The 17,259-nt window shown below is 76.1% G+C and carries 18 protein-coding genes; 9 read left to right on the top strand and 9 right to left on the bottom strand.

Annotated elements, in window-relative coordinates; translation table 11 throughout:
• Positions 1–129 precede the first annotated feature (129 nt).
• Positions 130–357: a hypothetical protein gene (locus LPA54_RS03855; protein ID WP_228973702.1), complete on the bottom strand. Its 228-nt coding sequence runs from the start codon at positions 355–357 to the stop codon at positions 130–132.
• A 387-nt stretch (positions 358–744) separates the two neighbouring features.
• Between LPA54_RS03855 and LPA54_RS03850 the strand changes: the two genes are divergently transcribed.
• From LPA54_RS03850 to LPA54_RS03840, 3 genes are read left to right on the top strand one after another with little or no spacing between them, the layout of a single operon-like run.
• The gene (locus LPA54_RS03850; protein WP_306806453.1) at positions 745–1,062 is read left to right on the top strand and encodes a DUF2795 domain-containing protein; all 318 of its coding nucleotides are present in this window, start codon (positions 745–747) and stop codon (positions 1,060–1,062) included.
• On the top strand, positions 1,059–1,550 hold the full coding sequence (locus tag LPA54_RS03845; RefSeq protein WP_228973700.1) for a CBS domain-containing protein: 492 nt from the start codon (positions 1,059–1,061) through the stop codon (positions 1,548–1,550). Before LPA54_RS03850 ends, LPA54_RS03845 begins: the two co-directional genes overlap by 4 nt.
• A 4-nt stretch (positions 1,551–1,554) precedes the next feature.
• Positions 1,555–2,115 carry a type 1 glutamine amidotransferase domain-containing protein gene (locus LPA54_RS03840; protein ID WP_228973698.1) on the top strand — a complete coding sequence of 187 codons (561 nt, stop codon included), beginning with the start codon at positions 1,555–1,557 and terminating at the stop codon, positions 2,113–2,115.
• An 87-nt stretch (positions 2,116–2,202) separates the two neighbouring features.
• Here the strand turns inward: LPA54_RS03840 and LPA54_RS03835 are convergent, their stop codons facing one another.
• Entirely contained in the window at positions 2,203–2,778 is a 576-nt protein-coding gene (locus LPA54_RS03835; RefSeq protein WP_228973695.1) for a TIGR03086 family metal-binding protein, read from the bottom strand.
• A gap of 132 nt (positions 2,779–2,910) precedes the next feature.
• Here LPA54_RS03835 and LPA54_RS03830 point away from each other — a divergent pair, with 132 nt between their 5' ends.
• Positions 2,911–4,074 carry a Vms1/Ankzf1 family peptidyl-tRNA hydrolase gene (locus LPA54_RS03830; RefSeq protein ID WP_228973694.1) on the top strand — a complete coding sequence of 388 codons (1,164 nt, stop codon included), beginning with the start codon at positions 2,911–2,913 and terminating at the stop codon, positions 4,072–4,074.
• 109 nt (positions 4,075–4,183) lie between these two features.
• Here LPA54_RS03830 and LPA54_RS03825 read toward each other — a convergent pair whose 3' ends face one another.
• From LPA54_RS03825 to LPA54_RS03815, 3 genes are read right to left on the bottom strand one after another with little or no spacing between them, the layout of a single operon-like run.
• A complete protein-coding gene (locus LPA54_RS03825) occupies positions 4,184–6,028 on the bottom strand; it encodes a transketolase (RefSeq protein WP_228973693.1) in 1,845 nt (614 codons plus the stop codon).
• 7 nt (positions 6,029–6,035) lie between these two features.
• Positions 6,036–7,376, bottom strand: a complete 1,341-nt coding sequence (locus LPA54_RS03820) for an NAD(P)/FAD-dependent oxidoreductase (RefSeq protein WP_228973692.1) — start codon at positions 7,374–7,376, stop codon at positions 6,036–6,038.
• A gap of 25 nt (positions 7,377–7,401) precedes the next feature.
• On the bottom strand, positions 7,402–7,854 hold the full coding sequence (locus LPA54_RS03815; protein ID WP_228973690.1) for a hypothetical protein: 453 nt from the start codon (positions 7,852–7,854) through the stop codon (positions 7,402–7,404).
• A gap of 137 nt (positions 7,855–7,991) precedes the next feature.
• Here LPA54_RS03815 and LPA54_RS03810 point away from each other — a divergent pair, with 137 nt between their 5' ends.
• From LPA54_RS03810 to LPA54_RS03800, 3 genes are all read left to right on the top strand, one after another.
• The gene (locus tag LPA54_RS03810; protein ID WP_228973688.1) at positions 7,992–8,795 is read left to right on the top strand and encodes a methyltransferase domain-containing protein; all 804 of its coding nucleotides are present in this window, start codon (positions 7,992–7,994) and stop codon (positions 8,793–8,795) included.
• A 25-nt stretch (positions 8,796–8,820) separates the two neighbouring features.
• Positions 8,821–9,171 (top strand): VOC family protein, encoded by a 351-nt coding sequence (locus LPA54_RS03805; RefSeq protein ID WP_228973686.1) that lies wholly within the window; start codon positions 8,821–8,823, stop codon positions 9,169–9,171.
• A 402-nt stretch (positions 9,172–9,573) separates the two neighbouring features.
• On the top strand, positions 9,574–9,936 hold the full coding sequence (locus tag LPA54_RS03800) for a DUF6204 family protein (protein WP_228973684.1): 363 nt from the start codon (positions 9,574–9,576) through the stop codon (positions 9,934–9,936).
• Here LPA54_RS03800 and LPA54_RS03795 read toward each other — a convergent pair.
• Together LPA54_RS03795 and LPA54_RS03790 are read right to left on the bottom strand one after the other, a co-directional pair.
• The gene (locus tag LPA54_RS03795) at positions 9,890–10,471 is read right to left on the bottom strand and encodes a GNAT family N-acetyltransferase (protein ID WP_228973682.1); all 582 of its coding nucleotides are present in this window, start codon (positions 10,469–10,471) and stop codon (positions 9,890–9,892) included. The genes LPA54_RS03800 and LPA54_RS03795 overlap by 47 nt on opposite strands.
• Before the next feature lie 28 nt (positions 10,472–10,499).
• A complete protein-coding gene (locus LPA54_RS03790; RefSeq protein ID WP_228973681.1) occupies positions 10,500–11,963 on the bottom strand; it encodes an MFS transporter in 1,464 nt (487 codons plus the stop codon).
• Positions 11,964–12,223: 260 nt separating this feature from the next.
• Between LPA54_RS03790 and LPA54_RS03785 the strand changes: the two genes are divergently transcribed.
• A complete protein-coding gene (locus tag LPA54_RS03785) occupies positions 12,224–12,970 on the top strand; it encodes a GntR family transcriptional regulator (RefSeq protein ID WP_228973679.1) in 747 nt (248 codons plus the stop codon).
• A 71-nt stretch (positions 12,971–13,041) separates the two neighbouring features.
• Positions 13,042–14,139 carry an adenosine deaminase gene (locus LPA54_RS03780; protein ID WP_228973677.1) on the top strand — a complete coding sequence of 366 codons (1,098 nt, stop codon included), beginning with the start codon at positions 13,042–13,044 and terminating at the stop codon, positions 14,137–14,139.
• 66 nt (positions 14,140–14,205) lie between these two features.
• On the opposite strand, the gene LPA54_RS03775 is transcribed toward LPA54_RS03780, so the two are convergent.
• Together LPA54_RS03775 and LPA54_RS03770 are read right to left on the bottom strand one after the other, a co-directional pair.
• On the bottom strand, positions 14,206–15,105 hold the full coding sequence (locus tag LPA54_RS03775; protein ID WP_228973937.1) for an LD-carboxypeptidase: 900 nt from the start codon (positions 15,103–15,105) through the stop codon (positions 14,206–14,208).
• 158 nt (positions 15,106–15,263) lie between these two features.
• Positions 15,264–17,252 (bottom strand): prolyl oligopeptidase family serine peptidase, encoded by a 1,989-nt coding sequence (locus tag LPA54_RS03770; protein ID WP_228973675.1) that lies wholly within the window; start codon positions 17,250–17,252, stop codon positions 15,264–15,266.
• Positions 17,253–17,259 lie beyond the last annotated feature (7 nt).

The raw sequence follows: 17,259 nt of genomic DNA, 5'->3' as shown, positions 1-17,259 counted from the left end.
TGCGCGTGGGCGAGCAGCGGGGGGCCCGGGGCCCGGCGGGGAGTGGACGTACCGGCGCGGCCGGGCCGGCCGCGCCGGTACCAGGGCGGGCCGCCGGGGCAGCGGGGCGAAGCGGTGCGTCGGGCCGCGTCAGGCGGCGTCGGGCTGCTCGGCGGCGAGGGGCGCCGCCACGGCGGTCGGCTCGACGGCCGGCGCGGGGGCGAGCGGCTCGGCCGGGACCGACGCCCCCACCGCGGCGTCGTCGGGCTCTTCGGGGGGCGCCGGCAGCATGCGGTCCTCGTAGTGGGCCATGGCGAGGACCACGCCGAGCAGGGCGGGCGGCAGCGACAGGGCCAGCAGTGCGGTCGTGACGTCCATCGCATCGTCCTTCCTCCGCGGGCGGTGTCCTGCCGTCCGGCGCGGACGCGGGGAGCGGCCCGGGCGGACCGCCGTCCGCGCGTCCCGGTCCGCTCCCCGCCCTTCACCCCTCGGCCGTCCGGCCGCTCAGCCACCCGGCCGCGTCGGCGAGTCCCCGCGACGCCCCCCGCCAAACCAGCGGGCCGGCCGGGGACCCCCGCCCGGGACCCCCGACCGGGGCCGGGCGGCGGGCCGGGTGGCGCGCTTCCCCCGGGCCGCCGGATCGCCCGTGAAGTGGTGGTTTGCGGCGGCCGCGCCGGGTACCCGCCCGGCGACCGACACACGCGGCACCGTGGAGGACTCATGCAGCGAGGCAGCGATCGGCTCAGCCGGCGGCAGGACGACGCGATGAAACACGAGCTCCAGGGGCTGCTCCGGTCCGGCCACCCCACCCGCACGGAGGAGTGGCACGACCCCGAGCCGGTGGCCGACGACGACCCGGAGCTGGCCACCGGTCGCGGCCCGTCCGACGCCTTCGAGGCGCTGCGCCTCGAACTGGCCCGGCACCTCGCCCGTACGCCGTTCCCGGCCCACCGGGGGGACCTGCTGCGCGTCATGCGCGAGCGGCACGCCCCCGACCCGCTGACGGAGCGCGTGGAGGAGCTGCCCGGCGACCGGACCTACCGCAGCGTGCAGGACGTCGCGGTGGCCCTGCACGACCGATGACAGGCCCGACGGGCGGTACGGCGGCGGCGCCGGACGGTACGGCGCGGCTCGTCCGCGAGGTCATGACCGCGGGAGTGGCCGCCGTCCGCCCCGACGCCTCACTCGTCGAGGCCGCCCAGCTGATGCGGGCCCAGGACGTCGGCGACGTGCTCGTCGCCGACGGGGACCTGGTCGTCGGCGTGCTGACCGACCGGGACATCACCGTCAGGGCGGTCGCCGAGGGCGCCGACCCGTCGACGGTGAGCGCCCGGACCGTGTGCACCCCGGACCCGGTCGTCGTCGGGCCCGACGACGACGTGGCGACGGCCGTGGGCCTGATGCGGCGGCACGCCGTGCGGCGGCTGCCGGTCGTGGAGGCCGGACGCCCCGTGGGCGTGGTCAGCCTCGGCGACCTGGCCGTCGCGGAGGAACCCCGCTCGGTCCTGGCCGACATCAGCAGGGCCGCACCCGACAACGAGAACGACACAGCGATGGACGAAAGGACCTGAGAACGTGCGCATCGCGTTTCTGGTGGCGCCCGAGGGCGTCGAGCAGGTGGAACTGACCGAGCCGTGGCAGGCGGTCGCCGACGCCGGCGACACGCCCGAGCTGGTCTCGACCGCGTCCGGGCACGTCCAGATGTTCGACCATCTGGACAAGGCCGACACCTTCCCCGTCGACCGGACCGTGGAGGAGGTGTCGGTGGACGACTACGACGCGCTGGTCCTGCCCGGCGGCGTGGCCAACCCGGACGCCCTGCGGATGGACGAGGGGGCCGTCGCGTTCGTCCGGGGCTTCTTCGACGCGGGCAAGCCGGTCGCGGCGATCTGCCACGCCCCGTGGACGCTGGTGGAGGCCGACGTCGTGCGCGGCCGGAGGCTGACCTCCTGGCCGAGCCTGCGCACCGACATCCGCAACGCCGGCGGCGAGTGGGTGGACGAGGAGGTCGTCGTCTCGGGTGACGGCTCTGGCAGCACGCTCGTCACCAGCCGCAAGCCCGACGACCTGAAGGCGTTCTGCACCGCCTTCACCGCCGAGTTCCACAAGGCGGGGCAGGGCAGCCGGGCCGCCTGACGGCCCACCCGACCCCGCACACGCGCGCGCCTGCCGGGACCGATCGTGTCCCGGCAGGCGCGTGCGTACGCGCACACGAGACACCCCCTACGCGCGGCGGCCCAGCATGGCGAGGAGCCTCGTCTGGGCGTCGGCCTCCGCCGGGGCGTCGAGCGGCCCGTCGAAGAGGCCGGTGGACGGCAGCGAGTCGGCGTAGGGCGTGAACTCCTGGAGGGCGAAGTCGACCAGCCGCCGCGGCAGGCGCTCGTCCGCGCCGATCGCCCGCGACAGGTCCCACGCGTGGACCACGGCGTCCGCCGTCATCTGCGAGCAGTAGGCGGTGGCCGGCGTGTCGCCGGAGGACAGGCTGACCGTCCGGTCGAGGGCGCCCTCCTCGCGGAAGGCGTCGAGGGCGCCCGCAGCGGCGCGGTCCCAGGTGGCGACGGGGTCCTCGCCGAGGACGTCCCCGTCGTACCTGTCGCCGACCTCGGCGACGGTCCGGCCGTCGCGCACCAGGTCGACGACCCAGAGCTGTTCGCCGGCCAGGTGCCCGACGAGGTCCCGTACGGTCCACTCGGAGCAGGGCGTGGGCGCGTCCCACTGGTCCTCGCGGACCGCGTGGACGCGTGACGAGAAGAGGGCGAGCGCCTCCGCGTGCCGGTCGAGGAGCGGGCTGCCGGACATGGACCACCTCCGCGTGTGTGGGTCCCACTCTGGGCGCGGGCGCGGTTCCGCGCGACGGGAGGGCGGCCGTGTGCCGCCCGGCCCCACGGGTACCCGTCGCGGACCGACGAACCGGCCTTCCGGGAGGGAGCCATGCAACTCGCCTTTCTGACCAGCCTCTACGACCGCCCCGGACCGTGGGCGAGCGTGTACCTCGACACGTCGTGGAGGGACGAGTCCGCCGAGTGGCGGCAGGAGCTCACGGCGCGCAACGCCTGCGAGGAGCTCTCCGCGCAGGGGTGCGACGAGGCGACCGAGCGCGCCCTGCACGAGGCGCTGAGCCGTTGGCCACGCCCGTCGGGCGAGGTCGGGCGCGCGGTGTTCGCCGCGCGCGGGGAGGTCGTCCTCGACCTGCCGCTGGCCGCCCGCCCGCTCGCGCCCACCCAGGCGTCCTGGTCGGCGCTGCCGCGTCTGGGCCCCCTGATCGACCTGGCCGCCGGGGACCCGGTGTGCCTGGTCGCCTACATCGACCGCGTCGGCGCCGACCTGGAGCTGCGCAGCCCCGTCGGGGCGGTGCCCGCCGGGCAGGTGGAGGGCCGGGACTGGCCCGTGCACCGCACGGCGAGCGGCGCCTGGTCCGAGCGGCACTTCCAACTCAGCGTGGAGAACACCTGGGAGGAGAACGCCGCCAAGATCGCCGACGCGGTCGCCGACACGGCCGAGGACCTGGGCGCGGACCTCGTGGTGCTCGCCGGTGATCCGCGCGAGCGGCGCTCCGTCCACGAGCGGCTGCCCGTCGGCCTGAAGGCGGACGTGGTGGAGAGCGAACACGGCGGCCGGGCCGCGGGCGCGTCCCGGGAGCGGCTCGACGAGGACGTGCGGGCCGCGAAGGAGGCGTTCCTGCGGCGTACCGCGGAGCAGGAGCTGGACCGGTTCCGGGCGGCGCGGGCGCCGGAGGGCGCGAGCCCGGCGGGCGCGGCGGCCTGCGAGGGGGTGCCCGCACTGGTCGAGGCGGCCCGCGAGCACCGGATCGCCGAGCTGCTGATCCGCCCGGACGGGCCCGACGCGCACCGCCAGGTGTGGGTGGGGGCCGAGCCGGACCAGGTGGCGGTGCGGCGCACGGAGACCCAGTACCTGGGCGACACGGAGCCGCTGCCGGCCCGGGCGGACGACGCGTTGCTGCGGTCGGCCCTGGCGACGGGGGCGGAGGTGCTGCGCGTCAGGCCGGAGGTCGAGGACCGGGTGCCGGTCGGCGGACTCGGGGCGCTGCTGCGGTGGCCGTACGACGAGCAGGAGACCGACGCCGCGGCCAGGTGACCGCGGCAAGACGTACGACGGCGCCCGCCGGCCCCCCACGGGGTCGGCGGGCGCCGTCGTACGTCCCCCGGGCCGGTGGTGGCCGCCACCGGCCCGGGGGTCGTGGCGGTCAGTGCGCCACGACCCGCTCCACCAGCAGCGTCACGGCCGCGGCGATGGAGTCGGCGTCGATGCCCGCCGCGTGCAGCTGCTCCTCCGGCGTCGCCGAGCCGGGCATGTTCCGCACGGCGAGGCGGGCGAGGCGCGGCACGGGCCGGCCGTCGGCGAACACCTCGGCCACGGCGTCGCCGATGCCGCCCTCCGGGTGGTGGTCCTCCACCGTGAGGATGCAACCCGTCTGACCGGCGGCCTCGTTCAGGGTGTCGGCGTCCACCGGCTTGACCGAGTACAGGTCGATGACGCGCGCCCGGATGCCGCTCTCCGCGAGCCGGTCGGCCGCCTTCAGCGCCTCGTGGACGGTGACGCCCGCGGCGACGATGGTCACCTTGTCGTCGTCGTGGCGGCGCAGCACCTTGCTGCCGCCGACGGGGAACTCCTCGTCGGGCCCGTAGATGACGGGTGTGGCGCTGCGGCTGGTCCGCAGGTAGCGAATGCCGTCCAGGTCGGCCATGGCGGTGGTGAGCCGGGCCGTCTGGTTGGCGTCGCACGGGTAGAGGACGGTGCTGCCGTGGACGGACCGGAGCATCGCGAGGTCCTCCAGGCCCATCTGGGACGGACCGTCGGGGCCGATGGCGACGCCGGCGTGCGAGCCGACGAGGTTGATCCCGGCGCGGCTGACGGCGGCCATGCGGATGAAGTCGTGGGCGCGGGTGAGGAACGCGGCGAACGTCGCGGCGTACGGGACGTACCCGCGCGCGGCGAGGCCGACGGCGCCGGCGACGAGCTGCTGCTCGGCGATGTAGCACTCGAAGTACCGCTCCGGGTGCTCCTTGGCGAAGTCCTCGGCGCGGGTCGAGTCGCCCACCTCCGCGTCGAGGACGACGACCCGGCCGCGCGCGGAGCCGACCGCGGCGAGGGCCTTGCCGAAGGCGTCGCGGGTGGCGACCTCGTCGCCCGCGTCGTAGCGCGGCGGTTCGGGCGTGGTGTCGCCGACGGCCGTCGTCACCTTCCCGTCGGGCGGTGCCTGGACGGTGACGCGGGCACGGCGTACGCCGCCGAGTTCGGCGATCGCCTCGTCGGCGTCCGGCAGGGGCTTGCCGTGCAGGCCCTCGCGGTCCTCGACGGCTTCGACGCCGCGGCCCTTGCGGGTGCGGGCGAGGATGGCGGTGGGCTGCCGGGTGGTGGAGCGGGCCTCGGCGAAGGCGGCGTCGACCGCCTGGACGTCGTGGCCGTCCACCTCGACGGTGTGCCAGCCGAAGGCGTGCAGGCGCCGCGCGTACGCGTCGAGGTCGTGCTCGTGGCGGGTCGGGCCGCGCTGGCCGAGCCGGTTGACGTCGACGACGAGGGTCAGGTTGTCGAGGTGGTTGTACGCGGCGTGCTCGACCGCCTCCCAGACGGAGCCCTCCGCCATCTCGCTGTCGCCGGACAGGACGTACACCCGGTACGGGAGCCGGTCCAGGCGCTTCCCGGCGAGGGCCATGCCGACGGCCACGGGCAGCCCCTGGCCGAGGGAGCCGGTGGCGGTGTCCACCCAGGGCAGCCGCGGGGTGGGGTGCCCTTCGAGGCGGCTGCCGAGCGTGCGGTAGCCGAGCAGCTCCTCGTCGTCGATGGCGCCGGCCGCCCGGTACATGGCGTACAGCAGGGGCGAGGCGTGGCCCTTGGAGAGGACGAACCGGTCGTTGCCGGGGTGTTCGGGGTGGTCGAAGTCGAAGCGCAGGTGGTGGGCGAGGAGGACGGCCGCGAGATCGGCCGCGGACATGGAGGAGGTGGGGTGGCCGGAGCCGGCCGCGTCGGCGGTGCGGACCGCGTCGACGCGCAACTGCTGCGCCAGCTCGGCGAGTTCCTCGTACTGCATGCGTCGTTCACTCCTTCCCGGGCGCGCCGCGGGTGTGGGCGAGCTCGGGTGCGTCGGTGTCGAGGGGGACCTGCCAGGAACGGACCAGGCCGAGTTGGACGGCCTGCCGGGGCAGGGCGGCGTCGAGCAGCCAGTCGGCGGCCACCCGGACGCGGTTGCCGGGCATGGCGGCCAGGTGGTAGCCGCGGGTGACGGCGCCGGCGACCGGGCCGGAGAGGGGGACGCCGAAGGGGTTGGCCGCGGCCTTGACCCCGCCGAGGTCCACGGCGAAGCCCAGCGCGTCGTGCCGGTACGCGACGGGCGCGCCCAGGCCGAGGGACGCGGCGACGTTCCGGGCGGCGGCCTTGCCCTGGCGTGACGCGTGCTGCGCCGTCATGGGGGTGATCTCGCCGGGGCGGGCGAGGTCGGGCACGGCGGCGGCGTCGCCGCACGCGAAGACCTCCGGGTGGCCGGGGACGTTGAGCTCCGGGGTGACGACGATCCGGCCCTGCTGGAGGGGGACGCCGACCTGGGAGACGAAGGGGTCGGGGCGGACGCCGACGCACCAGATCAGCGAGCGCGTCGGGACGAACTCGCCGTCGTCGAGCAGCACGCCGTCGGCGGTGGACTCCTTGACGGAGGTGCCGGTGCGCACGTCGACGCCGCGGTCGCGCAGGACCCGGTCGGCGGTGGCGGCGAGGCGCTCGTCGAGGCCGGGCAGGACGCGGTCGGCGACGTCGACGAGCAGCCAGCGGGGTGTGTGGTCGCGCGGCCAGTGGGGGTGCTTGCGCACCAGGGCGTCGGTGAACATCTTGCCGTGTGCGGCGACCTCGGTGCCGGTGTAGCCGGCGCCGACCACCACGAACGTGCGGCGGGCCTCGGCCGTCGCCGCGTCGTCGGCGCCGGCGGCCATGAGCTCGATCTGCCGGGTGACGTGGTCGCGCAGGTAGAGCGCCTCGGGCAGGCCGCGGAAGCCGGTGGCGTGCTCGGCGACGCCCGGGATGGGCAGGAGCTTGCTGACGCTGCCGACGGCGAGGACGAGCCGGTCGTACTCGATGCGGCCGGACTTGCCCTCGGGGTCGGTGCAGTGCACGGTGCGCGCGTCGAGGTCGATGCGCTCCGCCGAGCCGAGGACGAGCCGGACGCCCCGCAGGGTGCCGGGCAGGGACACGGTGACACGGCGCGGTTCGAGGATGCCGGCGGCGACCTGGGGCAGCAGCGGCAGGTAGAGGAAGTAGTCGGTCGGGTTGAGCAGGACGATCTCGGCGCGGCCGCGCAGGGTGCGGGACAGTGTGCGTGCGGTCTGGTAGCCGGCGAAGCCGGCTCCGACGATCAGGACGCGCGGACGGCGCCTCGTCGCGGTGGTCACTGGGCCTCCCGTGGGGTGGTTGCGGTCAGGCGCGGTGGTGGGGCGCCTCCGGGTCGGCGGGCGGTGCCGGCGGCGTCGGGTCGGCGGGCCGGTCCGGCGGCTCCTGCTGCTCCTGCTGCTCCTGTGCGGCGGGCGGCTCTGCCGACTCCTGTGCGGCGGGTGGCTCCTGCGCTCCCGGCGGCTGTGCCGGCGGATGGGGCAGTGGCGGCGTCGCGGTCGGCGGCGGGACCACCGGCGAGGGCGGGGTGCCGGGGGCGACGACGCGCACGTCGTCCAGTTCGCCGGCGGCCCGGTGGCCGGGCGCGGAGTCGTCCTGGGGCGGGGTGGTCGCGGGGTCCTCGGCGCGGTGCGGGCGGCCGTCTGTCGTGCGGGCGCCGCGGCGGCGTGCCTTGGCGACCGCCACGGTCAGCAGGGCAGCGCCCAGCGCCGCGGTGGTCGCCCGTACCGGCTTCCGGGACCGCGGGGTCTTCGTCGTCATGCGCGGCGGGTACCCGGGCGCCCCCGCGGATAACGCCCCGCCACCCTTGTCCGCATGCTGGGAAAGCCGTCTCGCGATGCGGTTGGTTGCCGTAGCGTGACGGCCCTGTCCCGGTCCCGAGAGAGCGGAGTAGGGCGATGGCGGACGCCGTCTACACACATGGGCACCACGAGTCGGTGCTGCGGTCGCACCGGTGGCGCACGGCCGGCAACTCGGCCGCGTACCTGCTGGGGTCCCTGCGCCCGGGGCTCGACGTGCTGGACGTCGGGTGCGGTCCGGGCACCATCACCGCGGACCTGGCCGCGCTGGTCGCCCCGGGGCGCGTGACGGCGGTGGACGCGGCCGAGGGCGTGCTGGCGCAGGCGCGGGCGGTCGCCGAGGAGCGCGGCCGGGACAACGTGCGGTTCGCGGTCGCCGACGTCCACGCGCTGGACTTCCCCGACGGCTCCTTCGACGTCGTCCACGCCCACCAGGTGCTCCAGCACGTGGGCGACCCGGTGGCCGCGCTGCGCGAGATGCGGCGGGTGTGCCGTCCGGGCGGCGTCGTCGCGGCCCGGGACAGCGACTACGCGGCGTTCGCCTGGTACCCCGAGCTGCCGGGGCTGGAGGAGTGGCGGAACCTGTACCGGCGGGTGGCGCGGTCCAACGGCGGTGAGCCGGACGCCGGCCGCAGGCTGTCGGCGTGGGCGCGGCGGGCCGGTTTCACCGACATCACGTCGAGCGCCGCCGTGTGGTGCTTCGCCACACCGGAGGAACGCGCGTGGTGGAGCGCGCTGTGGGCGGACCGCACCACGCAGTCGGCGTACGCGCGGCAGGCGGTGGAGGGCGGCCACACGACGCCGGAGGGGCTGGCGGCGGCCGCGGGGGCGTGGCGGGAGTGGGGCGCGAGCGAGGACGGGTGGTTCGCGGTGCCGCACGGCGAGATCCTCTGCCGGGCGTGACGCCTCCTGACTACCCTGGTCCGGTATGGAGAACCTCGGCACCACACTGCGCATCTGCGTCGACGACCTGGACGCCTCGGTGGCGTTCTACGAGCGGCTCACGGGCGGCCCGGCACTGCGGTTCGAGCGCGGCGGTGTCCGCGTCGCCGCCGTCGGCTGCTTCCTGTTGATGAGCGGCCCGGAGCCGGAGCTGGAGGTGCTGCGGAAGGTGTCGGCGACGATCGCGGTCTCCGACGTGGACGCGGCGCACGAGGCGCTGACGGCGGTCGGCGCGCGGGTGTTGGCGGGCCCCGTCCCGACGCCGGTGGGCCGCAACCTCATCGCGGTCCACCCGGACGGCTCGGTCTTCGAGTACGCGGACCGGCGCGCCGGCTAGGTCCTGTCCGGAAAGTAGCGCCGTCTGCCCGGAGGGCAGGGGCCGCGGCGTCCGGTGCGTGCGATCGCAAGGCGCCGGGGTGCCCTCGTGGCGGAGCCACTCGGGCACCCCGGCAACGCGGCGAGCGTGCGTGCCGGACGTCGCGGCCCAGGCGGGACTTTCCGGACAGGGCCTAGCCCCGCGCAGTACGCGGACCGGCGCGCCGGCCGGACCCCGCCTGGTACGCGGGCCGGCGGCGCCGGTTGGGCCCCGCCCGGCAGGCGGGGCCGTCCGCCCGGAGGGCGGGCGAAACCCCGGCCCGTCCGTTATTCGCTGGGCGCCCCCGCCCGGCTTCCCTAGGGTGAGGGGTGCCCGCGCCCTCCGGCGCGGGCCCGGCGGAGCGGGGCGGAAGGCGGTATCGGCATGGGGGCGCGGCACACCTACCGGGTGATCGTGCGGGGCGTCTGGGACGGCCTGACGGCGGAGGACCGCGAACGCCTCCTCGCCGGCGCGGACCGGCACGGGCTCTCCTCGATGCGGTTCACGGAGGAGGGCTCGCTCACCTACGACACCGCGCTGAGGCGTTTCAGCTACCGCTTCACGGTGGTCTCCGACGCGGACGACGGCGAGGAGATGGCCGCGCTGCTCGCCGAGGAGCGGGCGGAGGCGGCGCTCGCCGCGCTCGGCCTGGGGTACCGGTCGCTGACCTCCACCGCCACGGACATGGACACCATGAAGGTCAACGACCGGGGCCGGCGCCCCGCGCGGCCGGCTCGTCCGCGGTGAGCGCCCACCGTTCGTGGTCGCGCCACTCCCCGTCGACGAGGAGCATCGCCGGGGAGTAGCCCTCCTTGCGGAACCCGGCCCGGCGCACGAGGGCGATCGAGGCGGCGTTGCCGGGCTGGATGTTGGCCTCCAGGCGGTGCAGCCCGAGGGGGCCGAAGGCGTGGCGGACGACGAGGCCGAGCGCCTCGGCCATCAGTCCCCGGCCGGCGGCGTGGGCGAAGGCCCCGTAGCCGAGGGCGCCGTTGCGGAAGGCCCCCAGGACGATGTTGTTGACGTTGACGAAGCCGGCGACGGCGCCGCCGTCGCGCTCGCAGACCAGGTACCCGCGGCGGTCCGGGGCTTCGATGAGACGCCGCGCGTAGGCGGCGTAGGTGGCGGCGTCGTCGGGCGGGAAGAGCCAGGGGCGGTGCAGGTCCCTGCTCTCGCGCGCCCTGGCGGTGAACTCCTCGGCGTCCTCGTACCGGAAGGGGCGCAGCCCCACGCGGGGGCCCTCGGCCAGGTACGCGGCCGGCCGGATGCTGTGGTTCTCGGGCATCCGGCCAGCGTAGGGGTGCGGGGGCGGGTCAGTGGTGGCTGACGACCACGGGGCGGTCGTCCCGCTCGGCCGCGGACTCCTCGGCCGGCGGGCGCTGGATGAGCAGCGAGGTGACCACGCCGACGGCGAGCAGGGCGAGCGCCGTGTACATGGCGTTCTGGTAGCCGGCCTCGGTGACGCCGCCGGCGTCGCTGCCCGCGGTGATCATGGCGGAGGCCAGGGCGATGCCGAGGGACGCGCCGATGCCGAAGCAGGCGCCGTTGAGGCCGGAGAGGGAGCCGGGCTTGTCCTTCGGGGCGGTGGTGACGGCGAGGCCGTTGAGGCCGGTGAGCATGAAGCCGCCGTAGGTGACGCCGAGCGCGGCCAGCGTGGCGACGAGGACCCACTCGTTGTGCAGGAAGAGCGTGGCCACGAGGAAGATCGCGAAGTTGGCGACGGCGCCCGTGACGACGATCCTGCGCCAGCCGATCCGCGGGCCGAGCCGCCCGGTGAGCGGGGCGGAGACGACACCGATGAGCTGGATCGGGGTGAGGAAGAGGATCGCGGAGGTGACGGCGGTGAGACCGAGGCCGACCCGCGCGTCCTGCGAGAACAGCGGGATGGTCAGGGCGATGGCGCCGAACGCGCCGCCCAGGGTGCAGATCGTGGTGAGGAGCAGCGGCCAGGCGCGCCGGGAGGCGAGGACGTCCAGGTCGATGACCGGGTTGGGGGCGCTCTTCTGGGAGACGACGAAGAAGGCGAGGGAGGCGAGGCCGCCGAGGAGGAAGGCGGCGGTGAGCGCCGAGGTCCAGCCCCAGGCGGCACCCTGGGCGAGGCCGACGAGGATGCCGGTGAGGCCGAGGGCGAGGGCGGTGATGCCGCGCGAGTCGAACCGGGCGCCGGGCTCCGTGGTGGGCGGTACGTCGGGGACGTAGCGGCGCACGCCGATCAGGCCGGCGACGGCGATGACGGTGGAGCAGACGAAGATCCCGCGGAAGCCGATGGTGTCGGCGATCTGGCCGCCCGCGATGGCGTCGACGCCGGCGAGGCCGCCGTTGACGGCGGTGATGATGCCGGCCGCCTTGCCGAAGCCGGCCGGGGTGAGCAGCTGGTTCAGCGTGAGGAAGGCGAGGGTGAACATCGCGGCCGAGACGCCCTGGAGGATGCGGCCGGCGATGAACACCTCGATGTTCGGCGCGACGACGCAGAGCACGTTGCCGACGATCAGGACGGCGGCGCACACGAGCATCATGGGCTTGCGGCCGCGCTGGTCGCTCAGCCGGGCGAGGGTGACCTGGCCGATGGCCGCCATGAGGAAGAACAGCGTCTGGGAGAGGCCGGCGGCGGCCGTGGTGGTGCCGAGCCGCTCGATCACGTCCGGCAGCGCGGGGCTGAGCATGGTGGCGTTGATCTGGTAGCCGAGGACGGCCAGGACCATCGCCAGCAGCATGGGGCCGCGGCCCGCGAGGTCGGATTCGGCTCCGGAACGGGTCCGGCCGAGCGTGGTTGACATGTCGGCCCCTTTGCCTGGGATGTCATCTCGTGCAGTGTCCGTGGACACCCGCCCGTCAGTTGTCAGACAAGTGCCGGATCACACCCTGTGGTCTACGCGCGTAAAACGTCAAGGGTTCCCGGGGTGTGATGTGCGCCGTACCGGCCCGCCGCGCCCCGCTCCCGCCCGGCGCCACCGGCCTGGCGGGGATTGCCGGGCGGCCGAGGCCCGGCATACGGTGCGCCATGACCTGCTGACAGGTGAGCCCGGGAGGTACAGCGGTGGTCAGTGCGGAGCGGCGGCGTCCGGTCGTGGTGCTGTACGAGCGGATCGTGAACGCCATCCACGCGGGCACCTATCCGCCCGGCTCCACCCTGCCGTCCGAGCCGCGCCTGGCCGGGGAGCTCGGCGTGAGCCGGCCCGCGCTGCGCGAGGCGCTGCTGCTCCTCCAGGAGGACGGGCTGCTGTCGGTCCGCCGGGGCGTGGGGCGCACGGTCAACGACCGGCCGCCGAGACGCGGCTTCGAGTACGTGCGGCCGCTGGAGGAGCTGCTGGGCGCCGGGGCGCCGGTCCGGGTGCGGGCGCTGCTGCGGACCGTGGAGGAGCCGACCGACTTCACCACCCAGCACCTGCTGGCGCCGGTCCGGGCCGGACTGCGGTTCTGGGAGTCCCTGCTGGCCGCCGAGGGCACGGCGGCCGCCCTCAGCCAGGAGTGGGCGGCGCCCGACGAGACACTGGAGCGCGTCCACCCGGCCTTCGCGGCGGCCCTGCGCCAGGCGGCCGCCCCGGAGCGCACCTCGATGCTGTCCGTGCTGGTGGCGGCCTCGCGCGGGGTGGCGCTCGCCGCGCACAGCGCCGTGACGGCGACACTGCTGGGCCAGCGGCGCGGCGAGCAGCTGGACCGGCCGGCCGACACCCCGGCGGTGCTGGTCACGCAGGTCGTGCGGGTCGGCGAGACGCCGGTGCTGGCGGCGAAGCACATGCTGCCGACCGGCGCCCCCGCCCTGCCGCTGCTCCAGTCGAACTGAGCCCGCCGCACCCGGGCCGGGGTGTCGCGCGGGTCACGGCGGCCGCCGTCGGGGTGCCCTACACTCCGGTCATGCACTTGTCTGACAACCTCGCCTCGTCCCGTGCCGTCGCCGACTGGATACGCCAGGCCCCGAAGGCGGTCCTCCACGACCACCTGGACGGCGGACTGCGCCCCGCCACGATCATCGAGCTGGCCCGCGACTGCGGCTACGGCGGACTGCCCACCGAGGACCCGGCCGAGCTGGCCGTGTGGTTCCGGGACGCGGCGGACTCCGGGTCGCTGGAGCGCTACCTGGAGACGTTCGCCCACACCTGCGCGGTGATGCAGACCCGTGAGGCCCTGTTCCGGGTGGCCGCCGAGTGCGCCGAGGACCTGGCCGCCGACGGCGTCGTCTACGCCGAGGTGCGGTACGCGCCCGAGCAGCACCTCGCCGCCGGGCTGACCCTGGACGAGGTCGTCGAGGCCGTCAACGAGGGCTTCCGCGAGGGCGAGCGCCGCGCCGGCGGCCGCATCACCGTGGGCACCCTGCTCACGGGCATGCGCCACACGGACCGCTCCCTGGAGATAGCCGAGCTGACCGTCGCCCACCGCGAGCGCGGCGTGGCCGGGTTCGACATCGCGGGCGGCGAGATCGGCAACCCGCCGGCCCGCCACCTGCCCGCCTTCCAGCACCTGAAGCGGCACAACTGCCACTTCACGATCCACGCCGGCGAGGCCGTGGGCGCCGAGTCGATCCACGAGGCCGTGCAGGTGTGCGGCGCCGAGCGGATCGGCCACGGCGTGCGCATCACCGACGACATCGCCGAGGACGGCACGCTGGGCCACCTCGCCGCGTACGTCCGCGACAACCGGATCACCCTCGAGGTCTGCCCGACCTCCAACCTCCAGACGGGCGCCGCGAAGGACTACGCCTCGCACCCCCTGGACCTGCTGCGCCGCCTCGGCTTCCGCGTCACCCTGAACACCGACAACCGCCTGGTGTCCGGCACCACCATGAGCGAGGAGTTCCAGCACATGGCGGACGCCTTCGGCTACGGCCCGGAGGTCTTCGAGGAGTTCACCGTCGCCGCCGTGGAGGCCGCCTTCCTGCCGCTGCCGGAGCGCCGCCGCCTCGTCGACGAGGTGATCCGGCCGGGCTACGCCGCCCTGGCCGCGTCCTCCCGCTGACGGCGACGGCGGGGCGGTGCCGCCGGCGGGACGGCGCCGCCCCGCCGGCGGGCCCCCCGCCGGGCCTCAGCGCAGCGCCGGCTCCGCCAGCCGCAGCACCCCGGCGTCGGCGTCCAGTTCGGCCGGTACGCCGAGCGGCACGGTGAGCGCGGGCACCCCGTGGCCGAAGCCCAGCTCCTCCACGACGGGCACGCCCAGTCCGCCGAGCCGGTCGAGCAGCACCGCGCGGACCGCCCCGTACGGGCCGCACTCCTCCCACGAGCCGAGCGCGACGCCCGCCACGCCGTCGAGGAGCCCGGCCCGCAGCAGCTGGGTCAGCATCCGGTCGATCCGGTACGGCTCCTCCCCCACGTCCTCCAGGAGCAGCAGCCCGCCGCGCAGCGACGTCCGCCCGTCCGGTGTGCCGAGCCCGGCGGCGAGCAGGCTCAGGCAGCCGCCGACGGTGACGCCGCGGGCCCGGCCGGGCACCAGCGGCCGGGCGGTACCGGCTCCGAGCACGCGCGCGGCCTCCGGCGTGAACAGCGCCGTCCGCAGGGCGTCCTGCGTGGCGGCGTCCTTCAGGAAGGCGGCCGCCCCCGCCATCGGGCCGTGCAGGGTGACCAGGCCGAGCCGCTGCGCGAACGCCTCGTGCAGCGCCGTCGCGTCGCTGAAGCCGACGAACACCTTCGGCCCGGCCGCCCGCATGGCCTCCCAGTCCAGCAGGTCCACGACCCGCTGGGCGCCGTACCCGCCGCGGGCGCACACGACCGCGTGGACGCCCGGGTCGCACCAGGCGGTCTGGAGGTCGCGGGCGCGGTCCGCGTCGCCGCCGGCGAGGTACCGGGCGGTGGGGTGGCGGTCCAGGGCGTGCGGCAGCGCCACCGCGTCGAGGTCCCAGCCGCGCAGCACGTCGAGGCCCACCTGCAGCCGCTCCTCGGCGACCGGACCGCTCGGCGCGACGACGGCGACCCGCGCGCCCGGCCGCAGGCGCGGCGGGCGGGTGAGCGGCGCGAGGGCGGCGGGGGCGGGGCCCCCGCCCCCGGCGGTACGGACCGGGTGGCCGCCCCCGGCGGCGGTACGGGCCGGGTGGCCGCCCCCGGCGGTACGAGCCGGGGCCCCGCCCCCGGCAGGGGTGCGGGCGGCCGTCACGTCCGCGTCTCCAGTGCGGGCACGTCCGTCCGGGCGATGCCGAACGTCCGCGCGTACAGGGACAGTTCGGCTTCCAGGGCGCGGACGAGGGTGTCGGCGCGGCGGAAGCCGTGCCCCTCGCCCTCGAAGGCGAGGTACACGTGCGGGACGCCGCTTCCGGCCATGCGCGCGAGGAACCGCTCGCACTGCTCGGGCGGGCAGATCACGTCGTCCAGCCCCTGGAGGAGCAGGAACGGCGTGCGGACCTGGTCGGCCCGGCCGAGCGGCGAGCGCTCGCGGTACCGGCCGGGGACCTCCGCGCGCGGTCCGACGAGGGACTCCAGGTAGTGGGACTCGAAGTCGTGGGTGCCGCCGGTCGCCCAGCCGTCCAGGTCGAGCACCGGGTAGCGGACGGTGGCGCAGGCGTAGACGTCCGTGGCGGCGAGCGAGACGGCGGCGGTCCAGCCGCCGGCGCTGCCGCCGCGGATGGCGAGCCGCGCCGGGTCGGCGGTCCCCTCGGCGGCGAGTGCCTCGGCGACGGCGGCGCAGTCCTCGACGTCGACGACGCCCCACTGCTCCCGCAGCTGCTCGCGGTAGGCCCGCCCGTAGCCGGTGGAGCCGCCGTAGTTCACCTCGGCGACGCCGATGCCGCGCGAGGTGAAGTAGGCGATCTCCAGGTCGAGGACGAGCGGCGCGCGCCCGGTGGGGCCGCCGTGCGCCCACACCACGTAGGGCGGCAGTTCGTCGTCGGGGGCGGCCCGGTCGGGGTTGTGCGGCGGGTAGACGTGGGCGTGGACGTCGCGGTTGTCGGGGCCCGTGAAGGTCCGCAGCTGCGGCTCGGGGTAGTACGCCGGGTCGACGGGGTCGCGGTGGGCGGCGCCGACGACGCGGGCGCGGCCCGTGCCGGTGTCCAGCTCCACGACCTCGTGGCCGCTGCGCGGGCTGGCGGCGACGCCGAAGACGCGGGTGCCGTGGGTGGCGAGGGTCGGTTCCCACTCCGTCCAGGGCCCGGCCGCGTCGACCAGCTCGCCGGTCTCGGGGTCGAGTATGCCGAGGGCGGTGGCGCCGCGGCCGTGGACGACCGCGACGAGCCCGCTGTCCAGCGGCCGGAACCAGCTGGAGCCGATGTGCCACAGCGGCCCGCCGAACTCCTCCTCGCGGCCCGGGCACAGCGGCGTCGCGGCCGTCCCGCCGGGCCCGCACCGGTACAGCTCCCACCAGCCGCTCCGGTCGGAGGCGTACAGCAGGGAGCCGTCGGGAGCCCACTCGACCTGGCACACCGACTCGTCGACGGCCCCGGCGACGGGCGCGACCGCCGCGAAGGGGCCGCCGTCCACGACCTCGCCGGTCATGACGAGCGTGCCGTCCCACGGCATGAGCGGGTGGTCCCAGGCCAGCCAGGCGGCCCGCCGCCCGTCCGGGGAGAGCCGCGGTCCGGTGACGAACCGGTGCCGGTCGTCGGTGAGTTCGCGGATTGCGGAGCGGTCCTCGGCGGCCGAACCGTCGAGGGGTACGGCGGCGATGACCCGCCGCACGTCACCGGGGCCCTCGCCGGTGGACTCCTCCAGCACGCACCACACCTCGCGGCCGTCCGGGTGGACGACCGGGTCGGCCCAGCGCAGGCCCGCGCCGGTCGGCGAGAGGGGGGTGAGGGGGCGAGGCCCGGCCGTCCCCCCGGGCTCGTGGGCGTACAGCCGCTGGTCGGGGAAGTGGCAGAAGACGACGAGGGGCGCCGTGCCGTCGGGCCGCGCCGTGCCCGCCCACGGCCGGCCGCCGTACTCGACGACGCGGCTGCGGACGTTCCACGGGGCCGGCAGCACCGTCTCCTCCGTGCCGTCGGCGGTGCGGCGGACCAGGGCGCGGCGGCCGCCCTCGGCCGGCCGCGGCTCGGTCCACCACACCTCCTCGCCCACCGTCCCGACGTACTCGGGGTGTCCGTCGTGCGCGGCGGCGAGCCGTGCGTCGATCGGTGACGGCCAGGTTCCGTAGGGGCCCGTGGGCACCATGGACGAC

The organism is Streptomyces sp. DH12 (genome assembly GCF_020873895.1).
Lineage (GTDB): Bacteria > Actinomycetota > Actinomycetes > Streptomycetales > Streptomycetaceae > Streptomyces.
Note: the sequence above shows the minus strand (reverse complement) of the source record. Positions and strands in the feature narration are given on the sequence as shown.